The sequence below is a fragment of the Paenalcaligenes niemegkensis genome (assembly GCF_022230885.1).
In the GTDB taxonomy this organism is placed as follows: Bacteria; Pseudomonadota; Gammaproteobacteria; order Burkholderiales; family Burkholderiaceae_B; genus Paenalcaligenes; species Paenalcaligenes niemegkensis.
The window spans coordinates 1764652-1791239 of record NZ_JAKGCT010000004.1 but is presented as its reverse complement, the minus strand read 5'-3'; the positions used below and the strand labels follow the sequence as shown (position 1 = coordinate 1791239).

Annotated in this window: 18 protein-coding genes and 5 pseudogenes; 19 read left to right on the top strand and 4 right to left on the bottom strand. The window is 51.1% G+C overall.

The annotated features are described in order from the left end of the window. The first annotated feature begins 4 nt into the window (after positions 1-4). The 4 genes and pseudogenes from L1889_RS12705 (at position 5) to L1889_RS12690 (ending at position 7553) form a co-directional block, all read left to right on the top strand. Positions 5-3162 (top strand): annotated as a pseudogene (locus tag L1889_RS12705) (efflux RND transporter permease subunit). A gap of 1 nt (position 3163) precedes the next feature. After that, positions 3164-4609, top strand: a complete 1446-nt coding sequence (gene adeC / locus L1889_RS12700; protein WP_238665418.1) for an AdeC/AdeK/OprM family multidrug efflux complex outer membrane factor — start codon at positions 3164-3166, stop codon at positions 4607-4609. Between the two features lie 296 nt (positions 4610-4905). After that, positions 4906-5405 (top strand): annotated as a pseudogene (gene sodC / locus L1889_RS12695) (superoxide dismutase [Cu-Zn] SodC). A 1047-nt stretch (positions 5406-6452) separates the two neighbouring features. Further along, positions 6453-7553: an LPS O-antigen chain length determinant protein WzzB gene (locus L1889_RS12690; RefSeq protein ID WP_238665417.1), complete on the top strand. Its 1101-nt coding sequence runs from the start codon at positions 6453-6455 to the stop codon at positions 7551-7553. 259 nt (positions 7554-7812) lie between these two features. On the opposite strand, the pseudogene L1889_RS12685 reads toward L1889_RS12690, so the two are convergent. Beyond that, positions 7813-8894 (bottom strand): annotated as a pseudogene (locus tag L1889_RS12685) (TRAP transporter substrate-binding protein). Positions 8895-8973: 79 nt separating this feature from the next. Then, complete coding sequence (locus tag L1889_RS12680) at positions 8974-9813, bottom strand: class II aldolase/adducin family protein (RefSeq protein ID WP_238665416.1); 840 nt, start codon at positions 9811-9813, stop codon at positions 8974-8976. A gap of 177 nt (positions 9814-9990) precedes the next feature. Between L1889_RS12680 and L1889_RS12675 the strand changes: the two genes are divergently transcribed. The 7 genes and pseudogenes from L1889_RS12675 to L1889_RS12645 all read left to right on the top strand — a co-directional run bounded on the left by L1889_RS12675 (position 9991) and on the right by L1889_RS12645 (position 18493). After that, entirely contained in the window at positions 9991-10737 is a 747-nt protein-coding gene (locus L1889_RS12675) for a LysR family transcriptional regulator (RefSeq protein ID WP_238665415.1), read from the top strand. A gap of 340 nt (positions 10738-11077) precedes the next feature. Further along, entirely contained in the window at positions 11078-12589 is a 1512-nt protein-coding gene (locus L1889_RS12670) for a Rieske 2Fe-2S domain-containing protein (RefSeq protein ID WP_238665414.1), read from the top strand. Between the two features lie 68 nt (positions 12590-12657). Continuing rightward, entirely contained in the window at positions 12658-13671 is a 1014-nt protein-coding gene (locus L1889_RS12665; RefSeq protein WP_238665413.1) for a PDR/VanB family oxidoreductase, read from the top strand. 62 nt (positions 13672-13733) lie between these two features. Further along, positions 13734-14333, top strand: coding sequence for a TRAP transporter small permease subunit (locus tag L1889_RS12660; RefSeq protein ID WP_238665412.1), 600 nt, complete (start codon positions 13734-13736; stop codon positions 14331-14333). Then, entirely contained in the window at positions 14330-16078 is a 1749-nt protein-coding gene (locus tag L1889_RS12655) for a TRAP transporter large permease (RefSeq protein ID WP_238665411.1), read from the top strand. Before L1889_RS12660 ends, L1889_RS12655 begins: the two co-directional genes overlap by 4 nt. Positions 16079-16173: 95 nt before the next feature. After that, a pseudogene (locus L1889_RS12650) lies at positions 16174-16841 on the top strand (GntR family transcriptional regulator). A gap of 98 nt (positions 16842-16939) precedes the next feature. Continuing rightward, complete coding sequence (locus L1889_RS12645; RefSeq protein WP_238665935.1) at positions 16940-18493, top strand: phospholipase D family protein; 1554 nt, start codon at positions 16940-16942, stop codon at positions 18491-18493. Positions 18494-18738: 245 nt separating this feature from the next. On the opposite strand, the gene L1889_RS12640 is transcribed toward L1889_RS12645, so the two are convergent. After that, positions 18739-19206: a hypothetical protein gene (locus L1889_RS12640; protein WP_238665410.1), complete on the bottom strand. Its 468-nt coding sequence runs from the start codon at positions 19204-19206 to the stop codon at positions 18739-18741. A gap of 128 nt (positions 19207-19334) precedes the next feature. Between L1889_RS12640 and L1889_RS12635 the strand changes: the two genes are divergently transcribed. From L1889_RS12635 to L1889_RS12605, 7 genes and pseudogenes are all read left to right on the top strand, one after another. Next, on the top strand, positions 19335-19613 hold the full coding sequence (locus L1889_RS12635; protein ID WP_257793992.1) for a DUF2149 domain-containing protein: 279 nt from the start codon (positions 19335-19337) through the stop codon (positions 19611-19613). Positions 19614-19721: 108 nt separating this feature from the next. Next, positions 19722-20456 carry a molybdate ABC transporter substrate-binding protein gene (gene modA, locus L1889_RS12630; protein ID WP_238665408.1) on the top strand — a complete coding sequence of 245 codons (735 nt, stop codon included), beginning with the start codon at positions 19722-19724 and terminating at the stop codon, positions 20454-20456. Positions 20457-20508: 52 nt separating this feature from the next. Beyond that, positions 20509-21117, top strand: a complete 609-nt coding sequence (locus L1889_RS12625; RefSeq protein WP_238665407.1) for a molybdate ABC transporter permease subunit — start codon at positions 20509-20511, stop codon at positions 21115-21117. Next, positions 21117-21710 carry a beta/alpha barrel domain-containing protein gene (locus tag L1889_RS12620; protein WP_238665406.1) on the top strand — a complete coding sequence of 198 codons (594 nt, stop codon included), beginning with the start codon at positions 21117-21119 and terminating at the stop codon, positions 21708-21710. Before L1889_RS12625 ends, L1889_RS12620 begins: the two co-directional genes overlap by 1 nt. Then, the gene (locus L1889_RS12615) at positions 21650-21979 is read left to right on the top strand and encodes a beta/alpha barrel domain-containing protein (protein ID WP_238665405.1); all 330 of its coding nucleotides are present in this window, start codon (positions 21650-21652) and stop codon (positions 21977-21979) included. Before L1889_RS12620 ends, L1889_RS12615 begins: the two co-directional genes overlap by 61 nt. Positions 21980-22052: 73 nt before the next feature. After that, positions 22053-23062 (top strand): annotated as a pseudogene (locus L1889_RS12610) (acyltransferase). A 58-nt stretch (positions 23063-23120) separates the two neighbouring features. Further along, positions 23121-23540, top strand: coding sequence for a YbaN family protein (locus L1889_RS12605; RefSeq protein WP_238665404.1), 420 nt, complete (start codon positions 23121-23123; stop codon positions 23538-23540). A 576-nt stretch (positions 23541-24116) separates the two neighbouring features. Here the strand turns inward: L1889_RS12605 and lhgD are convergent. Further along, positions 24117-25313, bottom strand: a complete 1197-nt coding sequence (gene lhgD, locus L1889_RS12600; protein WP_238665403.1) for an L-2-hydroxyglutarate dehydrogenase — start codon at positions 25311-25313, stop codon at positions 24117-24119. A 228-nt stretch (positions 25314-25541) separates the two neighbouring features. Between lhgD and L1889_RS12595 the strand changes: the two genes are divergently transcribed. Continuing rightward, the gene (locus L1889_RS12595) at positions 25542-26585 is read left to right on the top strand and encodes a TRAP transporter substrate-binding protein (RefSeq protein ID WP_238665402.1); all 1044 of its coding nucleotides are present in this window, start codon (positions 25542-25544) and stop codon (positions 26583-26585) included. Positions 26586-26588: the final 3 nt, after the last annotated feature.

The window sequence follows — 26588 nt, the reverse complement described above, 5'->3', positions numbered from 1 at the left end:
AGTTATGTCACGATTTTTTATTGATCGTCCGATTTTTGCGTGGGTAATCGCGATAGTGATTATGCTCGCAGGCGGGCTTTCCATCCTAGGCTTGCCTGTCGCGCAATATCCCAGCATCGCGCCACCGCAAGTCACCATTGCGGCTACTTATCCAGGCGCATCTGCCCAGACATTACAAGACACGGTGACGCAGGTCATTGAACAGCAAATGAAGGGCATTGATGGCATGAATTACATGTCATCCACCAGTGATTCGTCGGGTAGCATGAATATCACGATTACCTTTGATGCCGGAGTCGACCCTGATATTGCCCAGGTCCAGGTCCAAAACAAGCTGTCTATCGCCACCCCGATGCTGCCAGAGGAAGTGCAGCGTCAGGGGGTGAACGTCACCAAGTCAACTGCCAACTTCATTATGGTGATGAGCCTGATTTCAGAAGACGGGGGCATGACTGCTACCGATCTTGGTGATTACGCTCAAGCCAATCTGCTTGACCCCATGAGTCGTGTTGACGGAGTAGGGGAAGTGCAAGTGTTTGGTAGCCAGTACTCTATGCGTGTATGGCTTGATCCAAGTAAGCTACACAGCTATAACCTGGTTTCTGCTGATGTTGTGGGTGCCGTTCAGGCACAGAATGCCCAAGTGTCGGCCGGGCAACTGGGGGCAACACCAGCCGTGGCCGGGCAGCAAATCAATGCAACCATTACGTCGCAAACCTTGCTGCAAACGCCTGAAGAGTTTGGTGCGATATTGCTGCGAACGACGCCTGACGGTGCGTCGGTAAGGCTTCGCGATGTTGCTCGTATTGAGATGGGCAGCGAAAACTACAACGTGGTGGCTCGCTACAATGGCCTTCCTTCTGCCGGCTTAGGCTTTAAGCTGGCGACAGGTGCGAACGCGCTTGATGCCGCGGAAGCGATTAAAAGCGAAATCAGCGAGCTCGAAAAGTCCTTTCCTGAAGGCATGAAAGCAGTAGTGGCCTTTGACACCACTCCTTTTGTTGAAGTGTCTATTTCAGGCGTGGTTTCCACCCTGATCGAAGCCATTGTCCTGGTTTTTCTGGTGATGTATCTGTTCTTGCAGAACATCAGGGCTACGATCATTCCGACCATTGCCGTGCCTGTGGTTTTGCTTGGTACGTTTGGTATTTTGGCGGCTTTTGGCTTCTCTATTAATACGCTGACGCTGTTCGGCGTGGTGCTGTCGATTGGTTTGCTGGTCGATGATGCCATTGTGGTGGTTGAAAACGTCGAGCGCCTAATGTCCGAAGAGGGGCTGTCACCCCTGGAGGCCACCCGCAAATCCATGGATCAGATTACTGGCGCGCTGGTAGGTATTGGTCTGGTGATCTCCGCGGTGATGGTGCCGATGGCATTTTTCGGTGGCTCCACCGGTGTGATCTACCGTCAGTTCTCGATTACCATTGTCTCGGCCATGGGCTTGTCGGTTCTGGTGGCTATTATTTTGACACCAGCGCTTTGCGCAACCATGCTCAAGCCGGTAAAAAAGGTGAGCATGCACCCAAAGGGCGTTTCTTCACTTGGTTCAACCGTACATTTGATCGAAGCACGTTGAAGTATCAGTCGGTGGTTGGAAAACTGATCGCGCGTAGTACCCGCTACCTGTTGATTTACCTGGCTTTGATTGTGGTAGCTGCGTTGCTGTTTATCAGAATGCCTACGTCGTTCTTGCCAGACGAAGATCAGGGCATCCTGTTTACCCAGGTGTTGCTCCCTGCCGGTGCGACGCAAGAGCGCACCTTGGCCTCGCTTGATAAAGTGGAAGCGTACTTTGCGGAAAATGAAAAGGACAACGTCGAGTCTATCTTTACTGTAGCTGGTTTCAGTTTTGCCGGGGCAGGCCAGAATACAGGCCTGGGCTTTATTCGCTTAAAAGACTGGGATGAGCGCCCGGGTTCAGAAAACGGCGCACTGGCGATTGCGGATCGTGCAGCGGGTCCTCTGTCGAGAATCAAAGACGGTGTTGCTTTCGCTTTTGCCCCGCCAGCTGTACTTGAATTGGGCAATGCAACCGGTTTTGACATGTACCTCGAAGATAGCGCCGGTGCAGGACACGAAAAACTGACAGAGGCGCGCAATCAGTTGCTTGCTCTGGCGGCTGAAAATCCTAAGCTGGTTGCAGTACGGCCCAATGGTCAGGACGACACGCCACAGTATCGTATCGTCATTGATCAGGCCAAGGCAGGTGCCTTGGGGCTAAGCATGGACCAGGTCAACAGTACTCTGTCCAGCGCATGGGGTGGCACCTATGTCAATGACTTTATCGATAAAGGTCGAATCAAAAAAGTGTACGTACAAGCCGAGGCAGAGTCGCGCATGGTGCCTGAGGATCTTCAGAAATGGTATGCCCGCAATGATGCAGGACAGATGGTGCCGTTTTCGGCTTTCGCCACCGCGCACTGGGAGTATGGCTCCCCGCGTCTGGAGCGCTACAACGGTATTCCTGCGGTGCAGATTCAGGGTGAACCTGCCCCTGGCGTAAGCTCAGGCGAGGCAATGGCAGCCATAGAGGAAATCGCAGCGCAGTTGCCAGATGGCTTTAACGTCGAGTGGACAGGGCTTTCTTATCAAGAACGTATGTCCGGATCGCAGGCGCCTGCACTTTATGCCCTATCGTTGATCGTAGTCTTCCTGTGTCTGGCTGCCTTGTATGAAAGCTGGTCAATTCCTTTTGCTGTGATGCTGGTGGTGCCCTTGGGTGTACTGGGCGCGCTGATGGCGGCGACTGGCCGTGGCATGTCGAATGACGTGTATTTTCAGGTGGGCTTGCTGGTAACAATTGGTCTGGCTTCGAAGAACGCCATTATGATTGTTGAGTTTGCCCGAGACCTGATGGATCAGGGTATGGGGCTGGTTGAAGCCGCTATGGAAGCAGCCAAACTTCGTTTGCGCCCTATTTTGATGACATCGATTGCCTTTGGGCTCGGGGTACTGCCTTTAGCTATAAAAACCGGGGCAGGCTCAGGCAGCCAGAATGCGATTGGAACGGGGGTGTTCGGCGGAACGGTAGCCGCGACGGTATTGGGTATTTTCTTTATCCCGGTGTTCTTCGTGGTGGTTCGCAGGCTGTTTTCTTCAAAGAAAGAAGACAAGGCTCCGGCTACAGAGTCCACAGCAACACCATCGTCCAACGAGATTTAATATGAAACACTTAACCTTAGTCTCTTTGGCTGCAGCGCTGGTACTTGCTGGTTGTACCAGCATGGCGCCAAACTATGAACAGCCGGCCTTGCCCGTAGCTGGCGATTGGCCTGAGGGTTCTGCCTATGCCGAATCCGACGGCGCGGCCGCATCAACGCTGCGGGTAGCCGATATTGCATGGCACGAATTTATCCTGGATGAAAATCTGCGCACGATTGTTTCGATGGCGCTGGAAAATAATCGAGACTTGCGGGTAGCGGCGCTAAATATCGACAGGGCAAGGGCTCAGTATCGAATTCAGCGAGCTGACTCTTTTCCATCAATAGGAATCAGCGGCTCGGGCACAAGTCAACGTCTACCGGCCGACCTCAACGCTAGCGGCGAGGCAGGAATTACTCGTCAATACAATGCGGGCATTGGCGTAAGTGCCTACGAGCTTGATTTGTTCGGGCGCGTACGCAGCCTTAACGAAGATGCGTTACAGCGCTATCTGGCCACCGAAGAATCCCGCAAAACGGTTCAGATTTCATTGGTGGCTGAGGTCGCTAATGCTTACTTGACCCTTGGCTCGGATCAGGAGCGTTTGCAACTGGCCGAACGAACCCTGGAAAGTCAGCGAAACTCTTATGCATTGACTCGTCGCAGCCATGAACTGGGCGTGGCGTCCATGCTCGAACTGCGGCAGGCACAAACGCTGGTCGAGTCGGCGCGTGTTGATGTAGCAAGGTTTACGAGCCAGATTGCACAGGATAAGAATGCTCTGGTGCTATTGGTAGGCGGTCCGCTTTCCGACGCTCTGCTTCCGCAGTCGCAAAAAGATGATCGTGTGACGCTGACCCAGCTGGATGCTGGTGTGCCTTCTGAAGTGTTGCTGCGTCGCCCTGATGTGGTTGAAGCGGAGCGATTGCTGCAGGCGGCTAATGCCAACATCGGAGCCGCTCGTGCGGCATTTTTCCCGCGTATCAGTTTGACTGCATCGGCAGGCACCAGCAGCAGTGCGCTCTCCGGTCTCTTTGAGGGTGGCAGTGGCACATGGAGCTTTATGCCGCAACTGTACCTGCCTATCTTCGAGGGAGGGCGTAACCGTGCCAACCTGGAAGTCTCCCAGGTTGATCGCGATATTGCTCAGGCCCGGTATGAAAAAGCGATCCAAAGTGCTTTTCGCGAGGTGGCTGACAGTCTGGCTCAGCGAGGCACACTTGATGAGCAGCTTGACGCCCAAAATGCCCTGGTTGAAGCCTCAGCGGACAGACAGTCTTTATCTGATGCCCGTTATCGCCAGGGAGTTGACAGTTACCTGAATGTGCTCGATGCCGAGCGTAGCCTTTATGCGGCTCAGCAAGATCTGATCTCGCTGCGTTTGGTTAAAAACAGCAATCAGGTCACACTTTACAAGGCTCTGGGTGGGGGCTGGAATGAAAGTTCTGAACCGATAGCAGAGCGCTAAGCCGGTATTGGCTTGGAGTGCAGGTGGCCGATGAATGCATTGGCCACATGCACCGGCACTTTCGTTTTTTGCACAAACTACTGTCTTGCCCATGTTTTCTTTAGGCACATAAATTGCTGGCAGCCATATACACCCAATATTTGTAGTGTTTACGGCAAACGCCGATTTTGTGAGTTACTAAGGAGAAAATAATGCACAGTCATTGCAGAGATCGCCAGCCTTTACACACTAAAGGGTCCGTTGGTGAAGGTTGCAAGCCATATGGTGCCTTAAGGGCAACGGTACTGGCGGCAGGTATGACCGTTGGAATGTGCCTGGCATCGACTGCCTTCGCGGACATTACCGTGCCCGTGCATCAGGCTACTGAACAGGGCGTCATGGATGAAATCGGCCAGGTGGTAATTTCCGAATCTAAGTACGGACTGGTTTTTACACCACAGCTTAAGGGCCTTGAGCCTGGAGTTCATGGCTTTCATATTCACGAGAATCCCAGTTGCGACGCGGCAGAGGTAGACGGGAAAATGACTCCGGCCGGTGCGGCGGGTGGTCATCTTGATCCGGAAAAAACAGCTAAGCACGGCTATCCGTGGGGAGACGGGCATCTGGGGGATTTGCCTGCGCTTTATGTTGACGAGCATGGGACTGCTGCAAATCCCGTTCTGGCACCACGCCTGACCGCCCTTGATCAGGTGGCAGGGCGATCGTTGATGGTGCATAAGGGGGCGATAACCATGCGGATCACCCTGAGCCTCTGGGAGGAGGCGGAGCTAGAGTGGCCTGCGGTGTCATAAAATAGCTGTTTGTTTTTTGTAACCGTGAGTGCGCGGGTAATGAAAGCAACGGGTGCAGCTAAACAGTCAGCGTTTCATGGTGTTTGCGGCCAACATGGCGATTACAGCAGGAAGCCTAAAAAAGAGGGTTTATAGGCGAAACACCAACTCTTTTCATATAGAAGATTAACCTCGGCGAATGTATATCTGTCGAGACTAAAAATGAACCTCCCTTTGTGGGGACTATGATGTCCCTCCTGCTGATACTCTGAAATTCAAGGAAGTATTTACTTTGGTCTGTATGACAAAGCCTCACAGGCGGATGTTTAGCGATTAGTCCGGTCCATAGACTGTATTTGTATGTGATTCCTGCAGCCCTAAAGTTGTGAGTTATTGTTTTAGGTTACAATATATATATATTGTAATTATTTTGTAATATTGATTCCTAATTATTCTATTATCTGTTTTTAACTCACTCCTTTATTATTCGAATTTCACGCTATGGCTTTCGCAACACAACAGATCCAAGGCCACTATCTTGGTATTGAGGCTGATCAATCGACAACTCTTCACTTTAAACAGCATATAGGCGACCTCAATTTAACCGCTAATATTGTGTATCTTGTGGCAGCTATAGCGGGGACGCTTGGAATCACCAATTTGGCACTTACATACGGGTTAAGTGAGATTACAGCAGTATTTTTAGCTACGCTGTTATGCACAGGGGTGATAGCACTTCGCATTAAAATTTTCAACCGTTATGCCTTTGCTATTCGCAGTATAAGGATCTCACCACATGGTGACCTTGAATGGCTAGGCGGTTGGTTGGAGCATACCGCTGTTGGACGGATTGAGGTTCAGCATCTTGACAAACCTAACGACCGATACAGATTGGTATGCATTAGTCAGGACGGGAACACATATATTCTCGGCTCAGGTCTAACTCAAATACGAGCTGGAGCGATCTGCAGAGATATCTTATTTGCACTTCGTAGTTCGACGTTAGGCAAGCCTATACGTGATTCTAAGGCAGTGCATGCTTCTAGCGTTATACAGTCTGGGAAGGCTTTCTAATGTCAGAGCTTCCCTTGCGTAACACTAGGCACGACGACGAGATAGATTTAGTTCAACTTTTCCAGAAACTTTGGAAAGGGCGCATCATCTTGGTGTTGTTTTTCTTCGCGGGCTTGGCGCTTTCGGCCATTTATGCGTTGACTACAAAAGAACAGTGGACATCGGTGGCGTATGTTAGCTCTCCTCGGTTGGAGCAAATTAGTGCTTATCTCGATCAACGGCGTGCGATGGCGCGAGTGACAGGTAATCAGTCAATTGATACTAAGGCCCTAAGTTCTTCGCTGTTCAACTCGTTCGTTGCGCAAGCCGCTATTTCAAGGAATCAATGGGCATATCTAGGTGAAACCGATTACTACAAACAACAAACGACTGACGATTCAATAGCTAACCACAGGCTGTTGATAGATTTAGCAGATCAGCTACACATAAAAGTCCCTGATAAGAATGAGATAGCCCAATACTACCAACTTTCATTTGGTGCCGATACGGCGGAGCAAGCCCAGAAAATTTTAACAGGCTATCTGGATTGGGTTAACAACCTTTCATTTAACCAAGTTGATGAAGAATTTAATGATCAATTGAATGCGCAGATCCTCTCCCGACAAACCGAGCTGAACAATATCGATTTCAAGCTAGCGACAGAGCGACAGCACAGCATCGAAAATATTGAAAATGCGCTGCATACCGCCAAACTGGCGGATATTAAGGATTACGCCGTAGCAAGACAAACGGAAGGGGCTACGATAATAGAGCTTAGCGACAGCAGGCGTCTTTTCATGCTCGGTGAGAAATATCTGAGCGCTGAACTTGAGACCAGGCAAGAAGCACCGCTCATTTATCCGCCTAATTACTACGAAATAAAGCGTGAACTTGCACAGCTCGAACCGCTTCGAGACTATAAAATTGATGCTTTGTCATACTTTACACAAAGGGCACCCACATTGCCTTTAAGCCATGACAAACCCAAGCGAGTACTGATTGTTGCTTTGGGAGGAATGTTAGGGGGATGCTGGGTGTCATATGGGTCTTTTTGTTGGAGATATTCCGACGAACAGACACGACAAGAGTACCTTGGAACCAAAAAATCTCGCCTGCCCTGACCGAGCCATAATCGGCTCCTGCTGTTACCGTCGTTCCTACTGTAGCGTGAGTATAGTTTGTTACACTTGGGCGGAGCATAAGTATTTCGACTATGATCGCAAACAAGCGAGTCTGACAGAGGTCTTACTCCGCTCAAGACTTGTTAGCCAAGCTGCGTACTGCTAGAGGCAGAGGAACCTATGAGAGGCGGTGCTAAGGACTTCTTGCAAATAGTGCCTGTGATATCAGAGGCACTATTTGCTCGTTTACGCCCAAGGCTTAAAGTTTTACCGACTGCATGTACTGATCGAAACGGGCTTCTGCGAAGCGGAACCAAAGTATCGAATCCTTCTGAAACGCGCGGTAATCGGTGAAAATTTTGCGCCATCGGGGATTGCTTTCATTTAGTTCGGCATATAGCTCTTCACTGGCCTTAAAAGATGCGTCCAGCACTTCTTTAGAGAAAGGCAAAATCTTTGCCCCTTTGCCGACGAGCTCTTTTAATGCATCCGGATTACGGGCATCGTACTTGGCCTGCATATCCAGATGAGCATAGGTGCTAGCCGCTGAAACAATGTCTTTGTAATGGGGTGACAGGGCGTCGTAGGCTTTTTTGTTGACCAGCAGGTCCAGCCCTACTGAACCTTCCCACCACCCTGGATAATAGTAGTAGGGCGCGACTTTATAGAAACCCAGGCGCAGGTCATCATAGGGTCCTACCCACTCGGCAGCATCAATTACCCCTTTTTCCAAAGCTTGATACACTTCGCCGCCTGCAATGTTTTGCGGGATGCCTCCGAGCTTTTCAATTACGCGGCCGGGCAGGCCGCCAATACGAATTTTAAGGCCACGGATATCTTCGGCAGTGTTGATTTCTTTACGAAACCAGCCTCCCATCTGTACACCACTGTTCCCACAGGGGAAGTTCACGATGTTATGTTCTGCGTAGAACTCGCGTGTCAGTTCCAGGCCATTACCGTGATACATCCACGCGGTCAGCTGTCGTGAGTTCATACCGAAAGGAATCGCACAGCTTAAGGCGAACGTGGGGTCTTTGCCGAAAAAATAGTAGGGAGCGGTGTGGGCTGCTTCGACTGAGTTCTGTTCCAGTGCATCCACAACGCCCATTGCTGGCATCAGCTCACCTCCGGCGTGTACAGAAATATTGAATTTTCCCTCGCTGAGTTCTCGAACCTTTTGTGCAAATACTTCGCCACCGCCATAAATGGTGTCCAGGTTTTTGGAAAACTGGATGCCAGGCGCCAGCGAAGATTCTCCTGTGCCTTGATAATGCCTGGAGCCGCTCCTGCGGCTGGGATACCGGCAAGGCCGGTTAGTTTTAGTATTGATCGTCGTTCCACGGTGTTGTCTCCTGTTTTTACTATTTAAAATTATTAGAGCGACCCGGCACAGCATAAACCAACCGCTTTTGAGCCGTGATCAATCAAACATATCGGGTTGGGTTTTTAGCAGATTTTGCCAGATAGGCTGGAAGTGCAGCCATCCAATGTACTCGCTACCTACATGCTCACGGCTGTAGCGAGCCCGTTTTGGGGTGACGAGGGTGGGTGTAACGCCTGTTGCTGCAATCATCAATTGCTGTTGGCAGCAGCGCTCCAGCGCAATAAACCAGAACGCGGCGGCTTCTATGCTGTGGCGACTGGCAGTGAGCAAGCCATGGTTCTGATGGATGGCGGCTTTCACTCCGGCAAAAGCATCAGCTACTTTGTGACCAGCTTTGGCTTCGACTGCAACTTGTCCGGCTTCTTCACGTATGACTACATGATCCTCAAAGAAAGCGGCGGCATCCTGCGTAATGGGAAGAATTTCCTGACCTAGCGAGGCAAAAGCGGTGCCGTACACCGTATGGGCATGACACATGGCGACGATGTCCGGATGGGCCTCATGTACAGCGGCGTGTAATACGAAGCCGGCGCGGTTGATGGCGTAGTCGCCTTCAACAACCGTGCCTTCGTGATCAGCAAGAATCAGGTTGGAAACTTTGACATCCGCAAAGTGCACCGCCATGGGGTTGGTCCAGTACAACCCTGGATGTTCCGGGTCGCGCACAGTAAGGTGTCCGGCGAAACCATAGTCCAGTCCATGCAGGGCAAAGGCGCGGCATGCGGCAACCAAGCGTTCTTTCAGGTGCTGACGTTCTTCTGCGATAGAGTTGAAAGTGGGCTCTTCGGGATAGATGAGGCCGGCTTGCTCAGGCTGATAAATAGATTTACGGCCGGTCAGAGCCAGCATTGCGTTGATGTCTGTGTTGGCATTCATGAAACATTTCCTCTGTAGATGGGTAATATCAGGCTGTACTGCTGAGCGTGGCCATTTGACTCATGTGGCGAACCTCAATGGCAAATACATGAATTTATGGTAGGCAAGTTAAATGGTGAGTGACAAACGAATGTTTTTCATCTATAGATTAAAAATATTCAACTGAAAGGAAATGGGATGCGGGCATTACCGAATTTTGCATGGCTTAAAGCCTTTGAGGCAGCTGCGCGTCTGGAGAGCTTCAGCCTGGCAGCAGAGGAGCTGCATTTAACACCCTCGGCTATCAGTCATCAGGTGAAGAATCTCGAACATCATTTTGGCAGGCCGCTGTTTGTGCGCCACAACCGCCGCGTCAATCTGAATGCTCTAGGGCAGACCTTCTATCGTGAGTTGCAGCCGCTGTTGGATGGATTGGCGCAACTCTGTCGCGAAACACAAGGAGAGTCGGGGCAAACCAATACGCTTACCTTGCACTGTGCGCCGAGTCTGGCGGTGAAATGGCTGGGCCCTCGTTTAAGCGAGTTCATGCATGCCAATTCGCAGCTAGCGATACATCTGCGTACTGACGCCGTTGCGCCGGATCTGCGTCAGGCTACGGATATTGATTGCGTGATCAGCTACGGGCAAGCTCCCAGCCCCGACCCTTATCTGGTGGTTGAGGCCTTGGCCGCCGAGCCTTTGGTTCCGCTTTGCTCTCCGCAGCTTTACGCTCGGCTGGCACTGAGTCAGCCCTGGTATCTCAACCTGCCGCTCATTGATTCCACCCTCAGCCCTGTGACGTGGGCGGATTGGTTCGGCAGCAAAGGCATGGCGGCACCGCTTGGGCCGAGGCTGTCCTTTGACAGGGGGCCATGGCAGTGGCCGCCGCCGTTGATCAACTGGGCGTGGCATTGGAAACGGTACGGTTTGCTGAAAAAGAAATAGAAGATCAACGGCTTATTGTGCTCCCGGCTCCTGATCAGCAGATTCTGAAACGAGAAATGCATTTTCTGTACTATCGGAATAATCTGGAGACCATTCGCCGCGTCGAACAGCTGCGAGCGTGGTTGCTTCGAGAGGCGAAATTTTCATTGCCAGCCTGACCTACCGCTTTAGATCAAGGCTTAGGGCTTTCCCCATAGACTGGTTTTTTTCTTGACATCTCAAATACACTGCGCCGATACTGAACTCTGTATACAGAACACCGAATTCTACAGCTGTTTGGTCACAAGGTGACGCGATGCAGTTGTGTGCTTGAACCTACTTTATGAAAAGAGAGGATGAGATGATTGAAATTGAAAAGAAAATGACCCCTTATGGCGGCTACCACACGAACAAGATCCCTGCACACGACTCAGAACTTACCGAAGTTGGGCCTGGTACGCCAATGGGTGAATACATGCGTGGCTTCTGGCATCCGGTGTGCATGGCTCTTGAGCTGACGGATACGCCACGCTTTTTGAAAATTCTGGGCGAAGAACTGGTTGCGTTTCGTGACAAGAGTGGCCGGATTGGCCTGCTGCACGCGCATTGTGCGCATCGTGGGGCCTCGCTTGAGTATGGTGCTATTCAGGAGCGCGGCATCATGTGCTGCTATCACGGTATGGTGTTTGACGTGGATGGCACGTGTTTACATGTTCCTTATCCCAAGGGTGAGGAAGCGGAAGGCGAAAAGTATGCCTGTTCTATTCGGCAGGGGGCTTATAAAGCCTTTGAACGGAATGGCTTGATCTTTGCCTATATGGGACCTCCCGAAAAAGAGCCTCCTTTTCCAGAGTGGGAAGAGAATTTCACGGTTCTGCCTACAGACGAGCTCGTGCCTTTCAGTAATTTCCAGCACTGCAACTGGCTGCAGGTACAGGACAATGCCGCAGATAACTTTCATCCGACAGCGCTACACGCTGCCAAGAATGTAGTGGGTGGGAATTATCAGGGCACGACCTTTGACGAGGTGGGAGCTGCTTCTATGGAAGTGGCCCCTGACATGCAGTTTATTCCTGTACACGGTGGACGCAGTCTGGCTTGTGCGGGGGCACGACGAGCCAGCAAGGATAATCTGTTTATTCGCGTGCAGCATCAGGTGCTACCAAACTTGAGTCTGCATGCCTACACCTCCGAGGATGGCAGCAAGCAAAAACTTTTCAGCCGCTTCCATATTATTCGCTGGACTGTGCCTGTGGATGACGTAAACAGCAAGATGATTGGCTGGAGAGTGATGGGGCCAGGTATCGACACCCGAGGTGTAGGTAACAAAGAGATGGTGGGTTACGAAACCATTGATTTCCTTGAAGGGCAGGTTGCTATGCGCCGTCCGGAACGTTTTGGGAAATACAAGCTGGAAGACTTGCCGCCAATTCCTGAAGACCATCGCGCTCGACATAATTACAAGGAGTGTCAGCACGCTCCGGGGGACTACGAGGCGATTATCAGTCAGCGGCCCATTGCTGTACATGCACTGGAAAACCCAACCAAGTTTGATGCGGGCGTGTATATGTTCCGAAAAATGCTGCGTGATGGTGTAAGAGGTACCAATCAGGCGGCGACACCGGAAGGGTTCGCGCAATGGCTGAAAGAACTTGCTGGTGCTCCCAATAGCTATTGTGCTGGTAACGTTCTGGAAATTCCGGAATCTGACGATCTGGAGCTTGAGGTCAGCCGTCGCCGTCATGCCACCCGGGAAATCGTGAGGATATTGACATCGGCCGACGGATTGCGTGGTGAGGAGCGAGAGAACTTTGTCAAACAGAGCATGCTTGAGCTTCAACAGTCGTTGAGCGCAGTGGCAGCGGAGTCCTGATAGGGAAATGAAAGGGGGCAGGTCGCTGCAGACCTGTTCTCCTATGTACGCAGACAGGAGAGCAGCAAATGAATGCCATAGTGGATCAAATCCCTTCGGTCGGCCTTGAAACAGGGGCAGATGGACTACTGCAGGTCGTCCTGCGACAAATTCGATACGAAGCCAAAGGGATCAACTCTTACGAGTTTGTCAGCGCCGATGGGCGGGACTTGCCGGCATTTACAGCAGGCGCCCATATTGATGTACACATCGAGCCGGGCCTGATACGTCAATATTCATTATGTAACGATCCTCGAGAACGGCATCGTTATGTGATTGCGGTTCTGAAAGACCCGCAGGGACGAGGCGGATCCAAACGGCTGCACGAGATACTTCGGGTCCAGGAAAGCGTTAGCATCAGTGTGCCCAGAAATCATTTTGAATTGGCTCCAGTGGCAGACCATGCGATCTTGATTGCAGGTGGCATCGGCATCACGCCATTAAAATCCATGGCTCACGCCCTAGAAGAAGAAGGCACCTCATTTGAACTGCATTACTGTACTCGTACATCAGAAACCACAGCTTTTCAGGACGATATGCAGGGCTGGCAGAGCAATGGAAAGCTTCACTTGCACCTGGACCAGGGGAACCCCGAAAAGGGTTTGTGCCTGAACACCTTGCTGGCTGACATCCGTCCTAATACCCAGGTGTACTACTGTGGACCTCAAGGATTTATGAAAGCCTGTGCGCAGGCGACTGAGCATTGGCCCGAGGGAACGGTTCGTTGCGAGCATTTCAAAGCGCCGGAGCCCAGGGAGCAGGATGCCCAACAACTGGAAAACGGCGCATTCATGGCGCAGATCGCCAGTACAGGGCAGTTGATACATGTTGCTGCAAACGAGTCATTGAGCGATGCCTTGGCTGGGGCGGGTGTGGTGGTGCCGACCTCATGTGTTTCGGGCTTATGCGGCACATGCAGAATTGGCTATCTTTCCGGAGACGTGGATCATCAAGACTACATACTTGGACCGGACGAGCAAACCCGCTATTTGACCGCGTGCGTATCCCGAGCAAAAACGGAGTTGCTGGTGTTGGATCTGTAAAGGGTAAAAGGTAGATAGATCAGCTGAATCCACACTCATAATAATATAGATGGAGACAAAAAATGATTGCTCTAAAGTTTATGGTGGGAGGGGTTGATCGCCTGAACCGCTACATCGGTGCCATTATCAAGTGGCTGTTGCTGGTTGCCACAATCTTGAGCGCGGGTAACGCCATCACGCGTAAAGCCTTTGATATCAGCTCAAACGGGATGCTGGAAGCGCAGTGGTATTTATATGCAGCAGTCTTCTTGCTCGGCGGTGCCTACTGTTTTCAATGCAATGGCCATGTACGTATTGATTTTATTTCCAATCGTCTCACAGCCAAAGGCAGAAACGTAGTCGATATCTTTGGTATTGGCTTCATCTTGCTCCCCTTCTGTATTTTCATGATTAGCCTTAGCTGGGGATTTTTCTCCAATGCCTGGGCAACGAATGAAATGTCAGGAAATGCCGGCGGATTGATCCGATGGCCGGCGTACTTGCTGATCCCATCCGGCTTTTTTCTGTTGTTGCTTCAGGCCGTCGCCGAACTGATCAAGCGCGTGCTGTTTTTGGCAGGGAAAATGGATGACCCTATTTCTGATGATCAGCAAGGTGCTACGCCGATAGAGGTGCCGCAGGAAGCTCATGCTGACCCTCGCGATGGGAGGGCTGAACGATGATTGCATTTCTGGTGGATAATTTTGTACCGATCATGTTCTGTAGTCTGATCGTTATTTTGCTGACAGGCTTTCCAGTTGCTTTCGGACTGGCTGCAACCGGGCTGATATTCGGTGTGCTGGGTATTGCGCTGGACCTCTTTCCGACCAACCTTTTCCAAATTCTTCCTTTACGCATATTTGGGATCATGCAGAACGAAACCATGTTGGCGATTCCGTTTTTTACGCTGATGGGTATTATTCTGGAACGTTCGGGTATGGCTGAGGATCTGCTTGAGACAATGGGGCAGCTTTTTGGAACGCTCAATGGGGGTCTGGCCATTTCGGTGATTCTGGTGGGTGCACTGCTGGCAGCCTCTACAGGGGTAACCTCAGCAGTGGTGATCTCGATGGGGCTGATCTCACTTCCCGTTATGTTGCGCTATGGCTATAACCGGGAAATTGCAGCCGGTGTTATCACAGCTTCGGGGGCGATGGTGCAGGCTTTGCCTCCGTCACTGGTGCTGATTGTTATGGCGGACCAGTTGGGACGCTCCGTTGGTGATATGTATGCGGCAGCAATACGCCCTGGTCTGCTGCTGATTGTTATCTACGTTGTGTTCATCATGGCGGTGGCGTTTTTTCGGCCTCACAAGGTACCCGCTTTGCCAGAGCATGCACGGATCAAATGCACGGCTAAGGGAAACACGGGCCGTCGTTCCTTAGGCATGCTGGTTTTGCTTTGCACCTTGATTGGCTTGCTATGGGCAGGTCTGCATAACGAAGTCATGGCGCAGGTGTTCAGCAGGCCTGCCAAAGCACCCACCGACCAGGTGGCAATTACCGCCTTGATTGTGGCTTCGCTCAGTGCATTGAGTTTTGCCTGTATCAACCGAATTACCGGATGGGGATTGTTATCGCAGCTGGCTGAGCGCTTTGTGTTTGCACTCATCCCGCCCGTCATACTCATTTTCCTGGTTTTAGGAACCATCTTTATGGGCATTGCCACGCCTACTGAAGGCGGTGCAATGGGGGCAATAGGCGCGATGGTGTTGGCGATGATTCGTAAACGGCTGACGTGGTCGTTATTGAATCAGGCCTTGGAAAATACCGCCAAGCTGGCTGTTTTCGTCATGTTCATCCTGATTGGTTCGACGGTGTTCAGCTTTACCTTCAGTGCGGCCGATGGACACCTATGGGTTGAAAAGCTGTTTGATGCCATTCCAGGCGGAGAGCTGGGTTTTATTATCGCTGTTTGTGCCATTATTTTTGTATTGGGCATGTTTCTTGATTTTTTCGAGATAGCATTCATTGTCGTACCCCTGCTGATTCCCGTTGCCAATAGTCTGGGTGTTGATTTGATCTGGTTCGGAATTGTGATTGCCCTAGTGCTGCAAACGTCATTTCTTACCCCGCCGTTTGGCTTTGCCTTGTTATATTTACGTAGCGTGGCACCGAAGAAAGATTATACTGATCCGGTCAGTAAGCAGCTTGTTCCGGGGGTGCGGACAGAACAAATCTGGAAGGGTTCTGCCTACTTTGTCGTATTGCAGTTAGTCGTGGTTGCCGCTGTGGTTATGTATCCTCAGCTGGTTACCGGTGGAATGTCCAAGTCCGCAGTGCTGAGCGACGAAGAAATCATGCAGCAGCTTGATGGCAGGGGGGCAAATCAATTGCTGGATGGACCCGTTGACGAGTTACAGAATCCTTTTGAACGCGACTCGGTCAGCTCGAACGATCCGATGGCAGCCTTGATGAATTCGCTCTAGGCTGCATTTTTACTAACACGGACATCGGCATGCAGCCAGTAAAAAGGTTTGCATGCCGTACCTAATTATTTTGTTTGTTGTGGAGTACGTTATTCATGCGTGCCAAACTTTCGGGTAAGTTGCAGGCCCGGCCTCATTATGTAGACGAGGTATATCGTATTTTGCTGGATGCCATTAGCGATGGTTCGCTGGCTCCGGGTTCCAGGGTTACGCAGGAAGATATAGCAGAACAGTTGAATGTGTCCCGCTCCCCGTGCTTCAGGCTATACAGCTTTTGAAAAAAGATGGGTTGCTGCAAGATGCTGAGGGCAGGGGAGTGATGGTTGCGCCATTGGATATTGCTCAAATTGGGCATTTATACGAAGTGCGGGGAGCCCTTGAGGCGTTGGCAACCCGTTTGGCGGCAGAACAGAAAGCCGTAATTGAACCCGCATTAATCAGTACGGGACGTAAGGTTGCGCGCGGCAGCGACGTGCGTGCCATGATCGAGGCTGATGAAGCTTTTCACAAAGCTATTTATGAAGCCTCGGGCAATCCTTTGATTGCAGCCAGCTCAGAGGTGCATTGGGCGCATTTGCGTCGAGTCATGGGGGCGGTGTTGCAATCAGCAGAGCAACGCATGTCCATCTGGGACGAACACGAGCACCTGGCCAAAGCGATCGCTTCCGGAGACGCCCTGGCCGCCGTTGAAGTGTGTGAGGTTCACATGCGTAACGCACGCCAGAAACTGTTGCAGCGACTGGAAGAAATACTCGAGTGCTGAGCGTTGGCTAGCCGGCGTGTTCCCTCATCACAAGTAAGTATGCAAAGCGACGCGTTCCAGATTACAGTAGCGCCATGATTTCATCTTTCTTGGCACGTATGAAGAGCGTTCTTTCTTCCCCCAGCCCTTTTGTTTTCTTTATGCTTGTCGGGCTGCTAGCGGGCTGTTCCTTACCATCACTGGAAGGACGGCCCAGCAGTCTGGCCCTAAATCAGGCTGAAGCCGAAGACACAGCTTTAGGCCGTGCCATCAGACCCCAGGCTCAGGCGCATCCAGGAAAAAGTGGTATCTATTCTCTGGCCGACGCCCATGACGCTTTTGCTGCTCGTGTCTTATTGACGCGATCTGCACAAAAGACGCTGGATGTGCAGTACTACATCTGGCATGGCGATATTACAGGTACCCTGCTTCTTGAAGAGTTGCATGCCGCAGCGGAACGGGGCGTGCGAGTACGCCTTCTGCTGGATGATAACGGTACGGTCGGGCTGGATAAAGAGCTTGCCGGTCTGCATACCCACCCGAACATCGAAATTCGTTTGTTCAATCCTTTTGTGGTGCGCAAGCCCAAAGCGATTGGGTTTCTGACCAATTTCATGAGAGCCAATCGTCGTATGCACAATAAGTCGCTAACGGCTGATAATCAGGCAACGATTATTGGTGGACGAAATGTGGGTGACGAATACTTCGGGGCAGGTGAGGCGGTCTTGTTCGCCGATCTTGATGTTATGGCCGTGGGGAAGGTGGTCAACGATGTGTCTCTGGATTTCGATCGTTATTGGGAAAGCGAATCGTCCTATCCCGTTGACTTGATTCTGCCCGACGTAAATGCGACAGTTTTGCAGGAGCTCAGAACAGCAGCCGAAGCCATGGGCAGATCTGAGGCCTCCGAAGAATACACCGCAGCAATCAAGAACTCCGCCTTCATTACGCATCTGCTCGAAGGAAAGCTCGTTTTCGAATGGGCTGACACGCGGATGGTCAGCGATGACCCAGCCAAAGGTTTAGGCACGGCAAAGGCGGAAACGATGCTGATTTATCAGCTGGGCGAAATGCTCGGCCAGCCCAGCAATAACGTGGAGCTGATCTCCCCTTATTTTGTACCGACGGCGGCTGGCGTGGATGTTTTCACGGATATGGCCCAAGCGGGTGTGAAGTTACGCATATTGACCAACTCATTGGATGCCACCGATGTGGCGGCGGTTCATGCTGGTTATGCCAAGCGGCGTAAAGATTTGCTGCAGGCAGGAATCAAGCTTTACGAGTTGCGTCGGGTTTCGCCCGAGATCAAGCGTAACGAGAGCGCCGGGCCGTTCGGCAGTTCCGGGTCCAGTCTGCATGCCAAAACCTTTGCCGTTGACGATGAACGTATATTTGTAGGTTCCTTTAATTTCGATCCACGTTCTGCACTTTTGAATACCGAATTGGGCTTTGTCATAGAAAGCCCCAGCATGGCGCGTCAAATTGGAGGATTTTTCGATGAAGGGATACCCCAAGGTTCGTACGAGGTTCGCCTCTCCGAATCGGGGAAGGTGTATTGGATCGAACAGCGCGACGGAAAGCCGCTTAGACACGATACGGAGCCTGAAACGAGTCTGCTGAAAAGAGGCTTCGTACGGTTTCTCTCGGTCCTTCCTATAGAGTGGTTACTGTAAAAGAGTCTTGGTATGAGCCTGTAGCAAAGGCGGCTCCGTTGCCCTCCATTGCTGTGCAAGGCACCCTACTCAATTCGTAGTGGATATCTGCAGCGCTCGCTCCAGAGAGACGCGGATCATGTCGCCATGTCCGTGTTGCGGGAAGGCCTCATAACTGATGTTTACACCATTTTGACACCCAATGGTTGTACGCGCGTGCACCAGTGGTTTGATATGGGAGCGTACAAGTGTCCTGAGTGGGGTATTTACAGTTCTTGCGCAGCGGCAAGTTTTAATATTTTTGTCCATCGGCGGGCTTCTTTGCCGCCGCTCATGGGTATGGACCAAAGAGCTTGGTTATTATTGTTGAGCAGAAGCTCCAGTTGCCAGGTCTTTTCATTAGCTACAGCCCGCGCATCAGCGATATCTGCAAAAATAAAAAGCACGGTTTTCCCTTCCAGGTCTAGCTTGCCGCTTTTTTGGTTTGCATCGATGCGGATTTCACCCCATGTGCCTTTTAGCTTCAAGGTGCGCTTTCCCTTGATGGTGACACCATGTATCGCCCGGTATCGGCGAAGCCCCATTGAGATGAATAAGGCCATAACAAGGGCGGCTGATACCACGGCGGCAACGCCGCTGAAGCGGCCAAACTCTGCAGTCACTGTCAGGTAAAGCATGGTGGCGCCATAAATAATCGCGGCTAAAATCAATAAGGCTGCGGCGATAATTGGCATCGGCGAACTCCTTGGCAGGGCTTAAAAAGGCGTTAAATCAAGAGCTGCACTTCAGATTAAATAAGGGTGGCTTACTGAGAGAGCCAATTAAAATAGCGGATGACTTGCTATTTTAAGCCCTTGTTGACCTGTTTCTGGTGATTATCGCCATGCTGATGGTGGTGATCGCGCACAACCCGCTGAATCCTTATGCCCAGGACAAGGTGGTTGTGGTTGAAAACCCCGGCGAAGCCGACATGCGCATCACCATCAAAGACGGGCAGGAACTCACGCGATATGAGTCCAGTGGCGAGGTCGGGCAAGGGGAGGGCTCACGCGCAGGGATTACCTATCGTCTTGATGATGGCCGTATGATCTATGTGCCGGAGGACTACGTTGATGCCATGGGGGCTCAAGAGCCTCTTTAGCTCAAACTTATTGTCATCCTCTTTGTTGTTTGGACTCTTATGTTTTACTGTAATTCTTCGATGTATACTTTGCTATATATCGATTTTTAGAAGAATAAAGCTAAAGTGATGAAACGACTTAGAACGACATGGGCAGTTGCGGTCTCGCTTTGCCTGGTGATGGGGGCAGGATCAGCCAATGCGGATTCGCTATTGATGGCCTCCGCAGCGGGCTATCGTAAGCCTTTGCTGGAGCTGATGGATAACTTCAGCAAAGTAACCGGTATTAAGGCAGAGGCAAGTTTTGGCCACCTAAAGCAAATCGAGACACAAGCGCGACAAAATCCTGATATTGCCTTATTGGTTGCCGACGAATTCTTCCTGACCCCGCTAGGGCTTGCCGATACTTACGTGAGGCTGGGAGACGGTAAGCTGGCCCTGATCTACGCTAAAAACCAACAGCTTTCTACCTTGTCTGATCTGCAGCGACCTGAAGTACAGCGCATTGCTATGCCAGATCAAAAGCGTGCCATGTATGGTATGGCCGCTATGCAATGTCTGGAACACACGGGGCTATTGGAACCTCTGCAATCTAAAGTGATGGAAAGCGACACGGTTCCTCAGGTAGGTAGCTATGTAGCCTTAGGGGAAGTGGATGCAGGCTTCGTTAATCTGACTGAAGCTCTTGCCCAGGGAGACAAGATAGGTGGGTTTGTAGTGGCTCCGTCAGAGTGTTACACGCCCATCGTAATTAGTGTTGCGGTGATGAAGGGCCGAGAAAACGATACGGCAATCAAGGCATGGCTTGACTATATCGCCAGCGCGCCAGCTCGCGAAATTTTGCAGAGTTACGGCCTGGATTAATGCTGGAGCAATGTGCCGCATCGTCCTATGGTTTAACCATCAAGGTCATGCTATGGACCATCACGCTGCAATTGGTGTTCGGCCTTGGCCTAGCCTGGCTAATGGCACGCCGTACTTTTTATGGCAAGGCCGTGGTCGACGCACTGATCATGCTACCCCTGATTTTCCCCCTATTGTTTTGGGGTACGTGCTCTTGATGGCGTTAGGGCGAAATGGCTGGCTGGTTCTCTTCCTGCCTGAATGGCTCCGGCCCGATGTCGTATTTTCCTTGCCGGGCCTGGTTATCGCTGCTTTTGTTGCGGGACTCCCCTTAATGGTGAAACCTGTACAGACGGCATTCATGGCTGTGCCACAACGGATGCGAGAGGCGGCAGCTACGTTGGGCGAGTCCCCTTGGCAGGTTTTTTGGCGTGTGGATTGGCCCCTGGCAAGACGAGGGGTAGTGACAGGCTTGATTTTGTCAGGCGGTCGTGCCTTGGGCGAAGTAGGGGTCTCGCTAATGCTGGGAGGTAACATTTCCGGGCGTACTGAAACGTTGTCTTTAGCGATCTACAACCACGTGCTGGATGGTGAGTTTTACTGTGCGAACCAACTGTCACTGATACTGGCAGGTGTGACCATGGTCGTGTTTTTCACGCTGAAACGTTACGGAAATTTTTAATGATGCTGCAGGCTTCGGTGTTTTTTGATACGGCGACTCTGGAAGGTTGGCTGGAAGAAGATGTTTCTTACTTCGATCTGACTAGCGCTGTTTTAGCTATTGGGACCCAAGCGGCACAGATTCGTTGGGTCGCTCGTACAGATTTAGTTGTGGCGTGCAGCGAAGAGGTTGCCCGCCTGGTTGAGCTTTCAGGCGGGCATGTAACGCAAGTGCATTCCAGCGGGCACAAGATTGCGCCAGGTGACGCTATAGTGACTGCGGAGGGCTCAGCCCAAAGCTTGCTGGACTGCTGGAAAGTGGCGCAGAACCTGCTTGAATACGCCTGTTCCGTGGCGACGCGCACCCACAAAATGTGTACGCTGGCTTATCAGGTAAGTGAGGATATCGGGATACTAACCACACGCAAGCACCCTCCGGGTCTCAGGCGTGTCGCTCAAAAAGCCGCTTTGGCTGGTGGCGCGGCTCCACATCGCCTGGGATTATCTGAAACCGTATTGGTGTTTCCTCAGCATCGCTCACTACTACCGAACGGATGGCAATCAGTACGCGAAGCCTTGAGCCTACATGCCAGGCATCTGGTCGAGAAAAAATAGTCATTGAAGCCGAGACGCTGGATGAGGCTCACGAGGCGATGGCTGCTGGGGCGGACATTATTCAGTTTGATAAAGTCAGCCGACCGCATCTTGAGCAATGGTGCTCCATTTTGCGAGACAAATGGCCTCACATTAAAATTCTGGCTGCCGGGGGCATTAATTTGAGTAACGTTCAGGAGTTCGCAGCCAGCGGCGTTGACGCTCTTGTTACCAGTAGCGTCTACTTCGGCTCGCCCGCCGATATCGGTGTAGAGCTTAAGGCAGTCTAGCCAGTGCAGAAATAGACGCCGCGTCGGTTATCTAATTTGTTAAGGTAACTACACCTTTGTTTTTTGGTGTGCCATGCCTGCTTCTACCGCCGACTATGATCAATTAGACACAGCACGCTGGCTGGCAGCCTTGGCGGTGGTGCTACTGCATTGCGCCGCCGTACCCCTGACCAGAGCTCTCGATCATGGCTCGGTCGACTGGCAGTGGGCGAATGTATACGATGCTGCCACCCGCTGGTGTGTGCCGGTTTTTGTGATGATCAGTGGGGTATTGCTGCTCAATCCTGACAAGCAGGAAAGCGTCAAACGATTCTATCTGCGCCGGGCGCGGCGCATTTTGCCAGCTACCTTATTTTGGACGGTATTCTACTTGCTGTGGGGGCCTTGATGTACCACCTGCAGGGCACAGCTATGGATACAGCGGCCTGGCTACGTAAAGCCACCAGCGGCGAGCCTTATTATCATCTGTGGTATCTCTATATGCTGATAGGACTGTACCTGGTGGCCCCTTGGTTGCGCCTGCTTTATCGACGGACTTCTCGCAGGCAACGCTTTGCTGTCCTGACTTTGGTGTTTACGCTGGCCATACTGCAGAGCCTGCACCGTGAAGCCAACTCGCACGGCTACGGTTTCTTTCTGTTCTGGTTCCTGCCTTACATCAGTTACTTCTGGGCAGGCCGTATGCTGTTCGACGGTCAGTTACGCCTTGCTGCACCCGTCTTGTGGCTGATTACTGCAGTAGCCCTGACGGCGATCGGAACAAATATATTGTCCACATTCGAGACGCTGAATCTGTATTTTTACGATAACTTTAGCGTGACTGTGCCGCTGATGTCACTGGCAATATTTCAGTTGCTCTTGCACACCCGTCGCCTGCCACGCCTAAGTGTCATCGCGCCGCTAACCTTCGGTGTTTACTTGGTGCACCCTGTTTTTCTGGATATAGCCACACAAAGCGGCCTGTATGGTTCAGGCTCGGGTATCGTTTGGCAGGCTCCCCTGATTGCCGTGCTGATTTTTATTCTGTCGTTGGCTTTTGTTGGGTTGCTACGCCGCCTGCCCGGTGGCACACGCTTCAGTTAGGCTACAGCCTCCACCGACTATAATTATTCATCATGCGTTTTCAGGCCTCAGCAAGCTAATGTCACTCCCGCCGCCATCACAGAACAATGCCAAGCAGTCTGAGTCCAGAGTCGTGCGCGCTTTTTGGTTGATTGTCGCGGTGCTCAGCTTGGTACTGGCCTTCATCGGGGCCATTCTGCCGGGGCTGCCAACGACAGTTTTTGTATTGATCTCTGCCTGGGCTGCCGCACGTAGCTCTCCGCGTTTTCATCAATGGTTACTTAACCACCGTTTATTTGGTCCTTCGCTGCAGCGCTGGGAGCAAGGGCGTCTGGTCAGCCGTCGGGGCAAATGGACGGCCCTGTGCAGCATGACTGTCTGCGCCGCAATCCTTCTTTGGACAAACACACCGCTTTGGGCAGCAGGCTTGGCTATTACCTGCATGCTGTGTGTATTGGTGTGGCTGTGGTCAAGGCCTGAATCAGTAAAATGCGAATAATTATCATAGGCCGTTCAGGTTTTTGGCTTCCACGTCTAAAGCAATTAGACAAGCGTAATAAGCAACCATAGAGCGGTTTTATTGTATCGGCTAGAACCAGGCAAAAGACTCGGTGATTTCTGCGACGACCGTCTGGTCGTTATCACCGGAAGAGCTGCTGACACCAGTTGAACTAATGTCCACCATCGAGAATAATTGGCATGCCTCTTTGCAAAGGCAGCAGCCTTTGTCCTGACGAAAGAGAGAGTTCGTATTCTTTGTTGCTGACTCTCTCTGGGTGATAGCAATTTGCGAAGTAAGTCCCTCGCCCGCTTGAGTTTTTCAGCATAGCTCACAAAAGTCTGCTCGAACGCTGCTTTGATGTCTTTATGTACCAAAAATGTGTTGGTGAGTTATGCACATTTTTTCCCATGTGATGGAGCTTAGCATCACCAGGCGTCTTCACAGCTAACCCTATATCGACATCCTGAACAGTAATCCTTGGATCGTGAGGATGGGCAATTGAGTAGGCGCGATCGCATAGCAATATGGAGACCCTGCGCATAATGACATTTCGCTCATGAATAGGGTAAAAGGTTACAGTATGTCATCGGCAACTTTAGCAGCGATAGGCAGACTGCAGGTAGCTGCGGGCGAGGGTGCATTAAGGATCGTTGTGATTCCACCATGGGTTTTAATCAGGAAGTCGTCCACCAGTGTGCCATCTGGACTTACGGCTTGGGCCCGGTTGGCGCTGTGATAGGTGCTTAGATCAGACAATTGTATTTGTGGACAGTATTTTTGTACGGCTTTCAGATAGACACGTTTGGATAGGGAGCCTTTTAGCTCGTTCCAAGTGGCGTTTGGATGTTTAGCTAGCATCTTCCAGAGACCTGAGTAGCTAAGAGCTGAGCAGGCGTCTCCCATATCAATACTGAAACGGCCATATTTTTCTCTGGCAAGTGCTAGAACGGCGTTGGGGCCGACGGTAATGGTACCGTCAACCATCGGGGTTAAATGTATGCCTAAAAAGGGCAGAGTGGGATCCGGTACAGGATAGATGAGTCGATGCACGACGTCGTTCAGGCGAGAAGGTAGAACAAAGTATTCGCCCCTAAAGGGAATGATGCGAACCTCTGGAGTGATGCCTAGTAGACGGGAAACTCGATCTGAAGCCAGACCTGTGCAGGCGATAATTTGCCCCGCTTCTACGGTGCCAGCGGGTGTGACAACTCGATAGGCAGAGCCAACGTGTTCAAGCGTCGTGAATGGTGCATTGAATTGTACGGTACCGCCTGCATTCTCCACTTCTGCTAATAATGCTTTGGTAACGCCAGCATAATCAATGATAGCTGTAGAGGGTATATATAATGCCGCTTGCCCAGTAATAGCCGGCTCAGAAGCGCGTAGTTGTTGGTCATTCAAACGTTCTGCTGGTACGGCGTTTTTTATTGCACGCTCTTCTAAATCTGTTAGACGGGCTTCTTCTCGATCTGTTGTGGCGACCAGCAGCTTTCCTCGTTGTTCGTAGCGGATAGTGTGTTGTTGACATAAGTGCTGGAGCTGCGCCATGCCTTCTTGGCAGAAATGCGCCTTGAGGCTGCCAGGGGTGTAGTAAACCCCTGAATGCACAACACCGCTATTACGCCCGGTTTGATGGGAGGCAGGGCTCGCTTCTTTTTCGATAACTAATACCCTTGCATTGGGTTTTCGCCGAGAGATTTCAGCGGCTAATCCTGCCCCAATGATACCAGCGCCAATAATAAGAAAGTCGTACCTTGCTACGGATCCCATAAGTGCTAAGTCCTAGTATTCGGTTTTTATGATGCTTAGTATTAAGGCGGGTTATTAATCGCGTAAATACCGTGTCTCGATAAGTCTTTGATGTGAAGGGTAAACTTTTTGTGTATCGCATATCAATATCATTGACCCGGCTATCGATAGGGATTAATATGTTTTAACACGCTTTCGCAATAAAGAAATGTAGTTTTAAAGCTTACTGATAAATACTAGGAGCAGACAATGAAGCGCTTTATGAAAAGAAATGTAATTTCAGGCTTTTTTCTTGGAGTGATGGCTCTCAGCGCGCCCGCATTAGCATTTGCGCAGGAAAAGCCCATTGAGTGGCGTTATTACACTGCCCACACCGCTGACCGTGAGGTTTTCAAGTTAGAAACAGATTGGGCAAACATGATCAACGAGGCAACTGACGGTAGACTCAAGGTAGTGGTCTATCCAGGGGGCGCTCTGGGCTTTAAGGAAAGCGATATGCTGGGGGCGCTTAAAAACGGATTGGTTGAAAGCAGCTATGTTTATGCTGGGTATTATGGTCGTAGCCAGCCAGTGCTGCCATTGGTTTTGCCACAGATGGTTTTCAACACTCGCGATGAGTTCCTTAGCCTCCTTCCCACTGTGTATGAAGCCTATGAGGACCTATACGCCGACTGGGACGTCAAAGTTGCTAGCATGTGGCCTACATCCAGCTGCCATATCACCGTGATTGCCAAGGAAGAATTCAATACTCTTGACTCATTAAAAGGAAAACGGGTTCGAGTTTGGGAAGCTCAACAGGTTAATTCTCTGCGGGCGGTTGATGTTGTTGGAACGGTTGTCCCACAGAATGATATCTATTTGGCTTTTAAAACCGGCATGATCGACGCTATAGTTCACTATCCGGAAGCGCTACGAACTTTATCGCTTGCAGAGGACGCAAAGTATTTTTCCCTCCTGCAGCCGGTTCCTGTAGTACAAGGTATAGGCATCAGTGAGCGTGCGTTCAACGCTTTACCTGCGGACTTGCAAGAGATTGTTCAGAGCGTATCAGATGAGCATAGAAGTAAATGGGCTGCCGACAGTAAAACGGATTGTAAAGAAGAGCAGCAGCATCTGGAGTGGGCAGCAGAAAATGGGGTTGAACGGTCACCGGATTTCTCCGAGTCGGATCGCAATAAGTTAAGTGAAGCGGCGATTGAAGTGTGGCGAGCTCGTGCAGAGCAAGTTGGTGGTGAAGCTGAAGAAATACAAAAGCGTATCGAAGATGCGCTCATGAAACTGCGTAACGGTTAAGGG

Coding starts and splice junctions, on each gene's coding strand:
- adeC (WP_238665418.1), top strand. CDS start 3,164: ATGAAACACTTAACCTTAGTCTCTTTGGCTGCAGCGCTGGTACTTGCT.
- L1889_RS12690 (WP_238665417.1), top strand. CDS start 6,453: ATGTCAGAGCTTCCCTTGCGTAACACTAGGCACGACGACGAGATAGAT.
- L1889_RS12680 (WP_238665416.1), bottom strand. CDS start 9,813: ATGAATGCCAACACAGACATCAACGCAATGCTGGCTCTGACCGGCCGT.
- L1889_RS12675 (WP_238665415.1), top strand. CDS start 9,991: ATGCGGGCATTACCGAATTTTGCATGGCTTAAAGCCTTTGAGGCAGCT.
- L1889_RS12670 (WP_238665414.1), top strand. CDS start 11,078: ATGATTGAAATTGAAAAGAAAATGACCCCTTATGGCGGCTACCACACG.
- L1889_RS12665 (WP_238665413.1), top strand. CDS start 12,658: ATGAATGCCATAGTGGATCAAATCCCTTCGGTCGGCCTTGAAACAGGG.
- L1889_RS12660 (WP_238665412.1), top strand. CDS start 13,734: ATGATTGCTCTAAAGTTTATGGTGGGAGGGGTTGATCGCCTGAACCGC.
- L1889_RS12655 (WP_238665411.1), top strand. CDS start 14,330: ATGATTGCATTTCTGGTGGATAATTTTGTACCGATCATGTTCTGTAGT.
- L1889_RS12645 (WP_238665935.1), top strand. CDS start 16,940: ATGAAGAGCGTTCTTTCTTCCCCCAGCCCTTTTGTTTTCTTTATGCTT.
- L1889_RS12640 (WP_238665410.1), bottom strand. CDS start 19,206: ATGCCAATTATCGCCGCAGCCTTATTGATTTTAGCCGCGATTATTTAT.
- modA (WP_238665408.1), top strand. CDS start 19,722: ATGAAACGACTTAGAACGACATGGGCAGTTGCGGTCTCGCTTTGCCTG.
- L1889_RS12625 (WP_238665407.1), top strand. CDS start 20,509: ATGGACCATCACGCTGCAATTGGTGTTCGGCCTTGGCCTAGCCTGGCT.
- L1889_RS12620 (WP_238665406.1), top strand. CDS start 21,117: ATGATGCTGCAGGCTTCGGTGTTTTTTGATACGGCGACTCTGGAAGGT.
- L1889_RS12615 (WP_238665405.1), top strand. CDS start 21,650: ATGGCAATCAGTACGCGAAGCCTTGAGCCTACATGCCAGGCATCTGGT.
- L1889_RS12605 (WP_238665404.1), top strand. CDS start 23,121: ATGTCACTCCCGCCGCCATCACAGAACAATGCCAAGCAGTCTGAGTCC.
- lhgD (WP_238665403.1), bottom strand. CDS start 25,313: ATGGGATCCGTAGCAAGGTACGACTTTCTTATTATTGGCGCTGGTATC.
- L1889_RS12595 (WP_238665402.1), top strand. CDS start 25,542: ATGAAGCGCTTTATGAAAAGAAATGTAATTTCAGGCTTTTTTCTTGGA.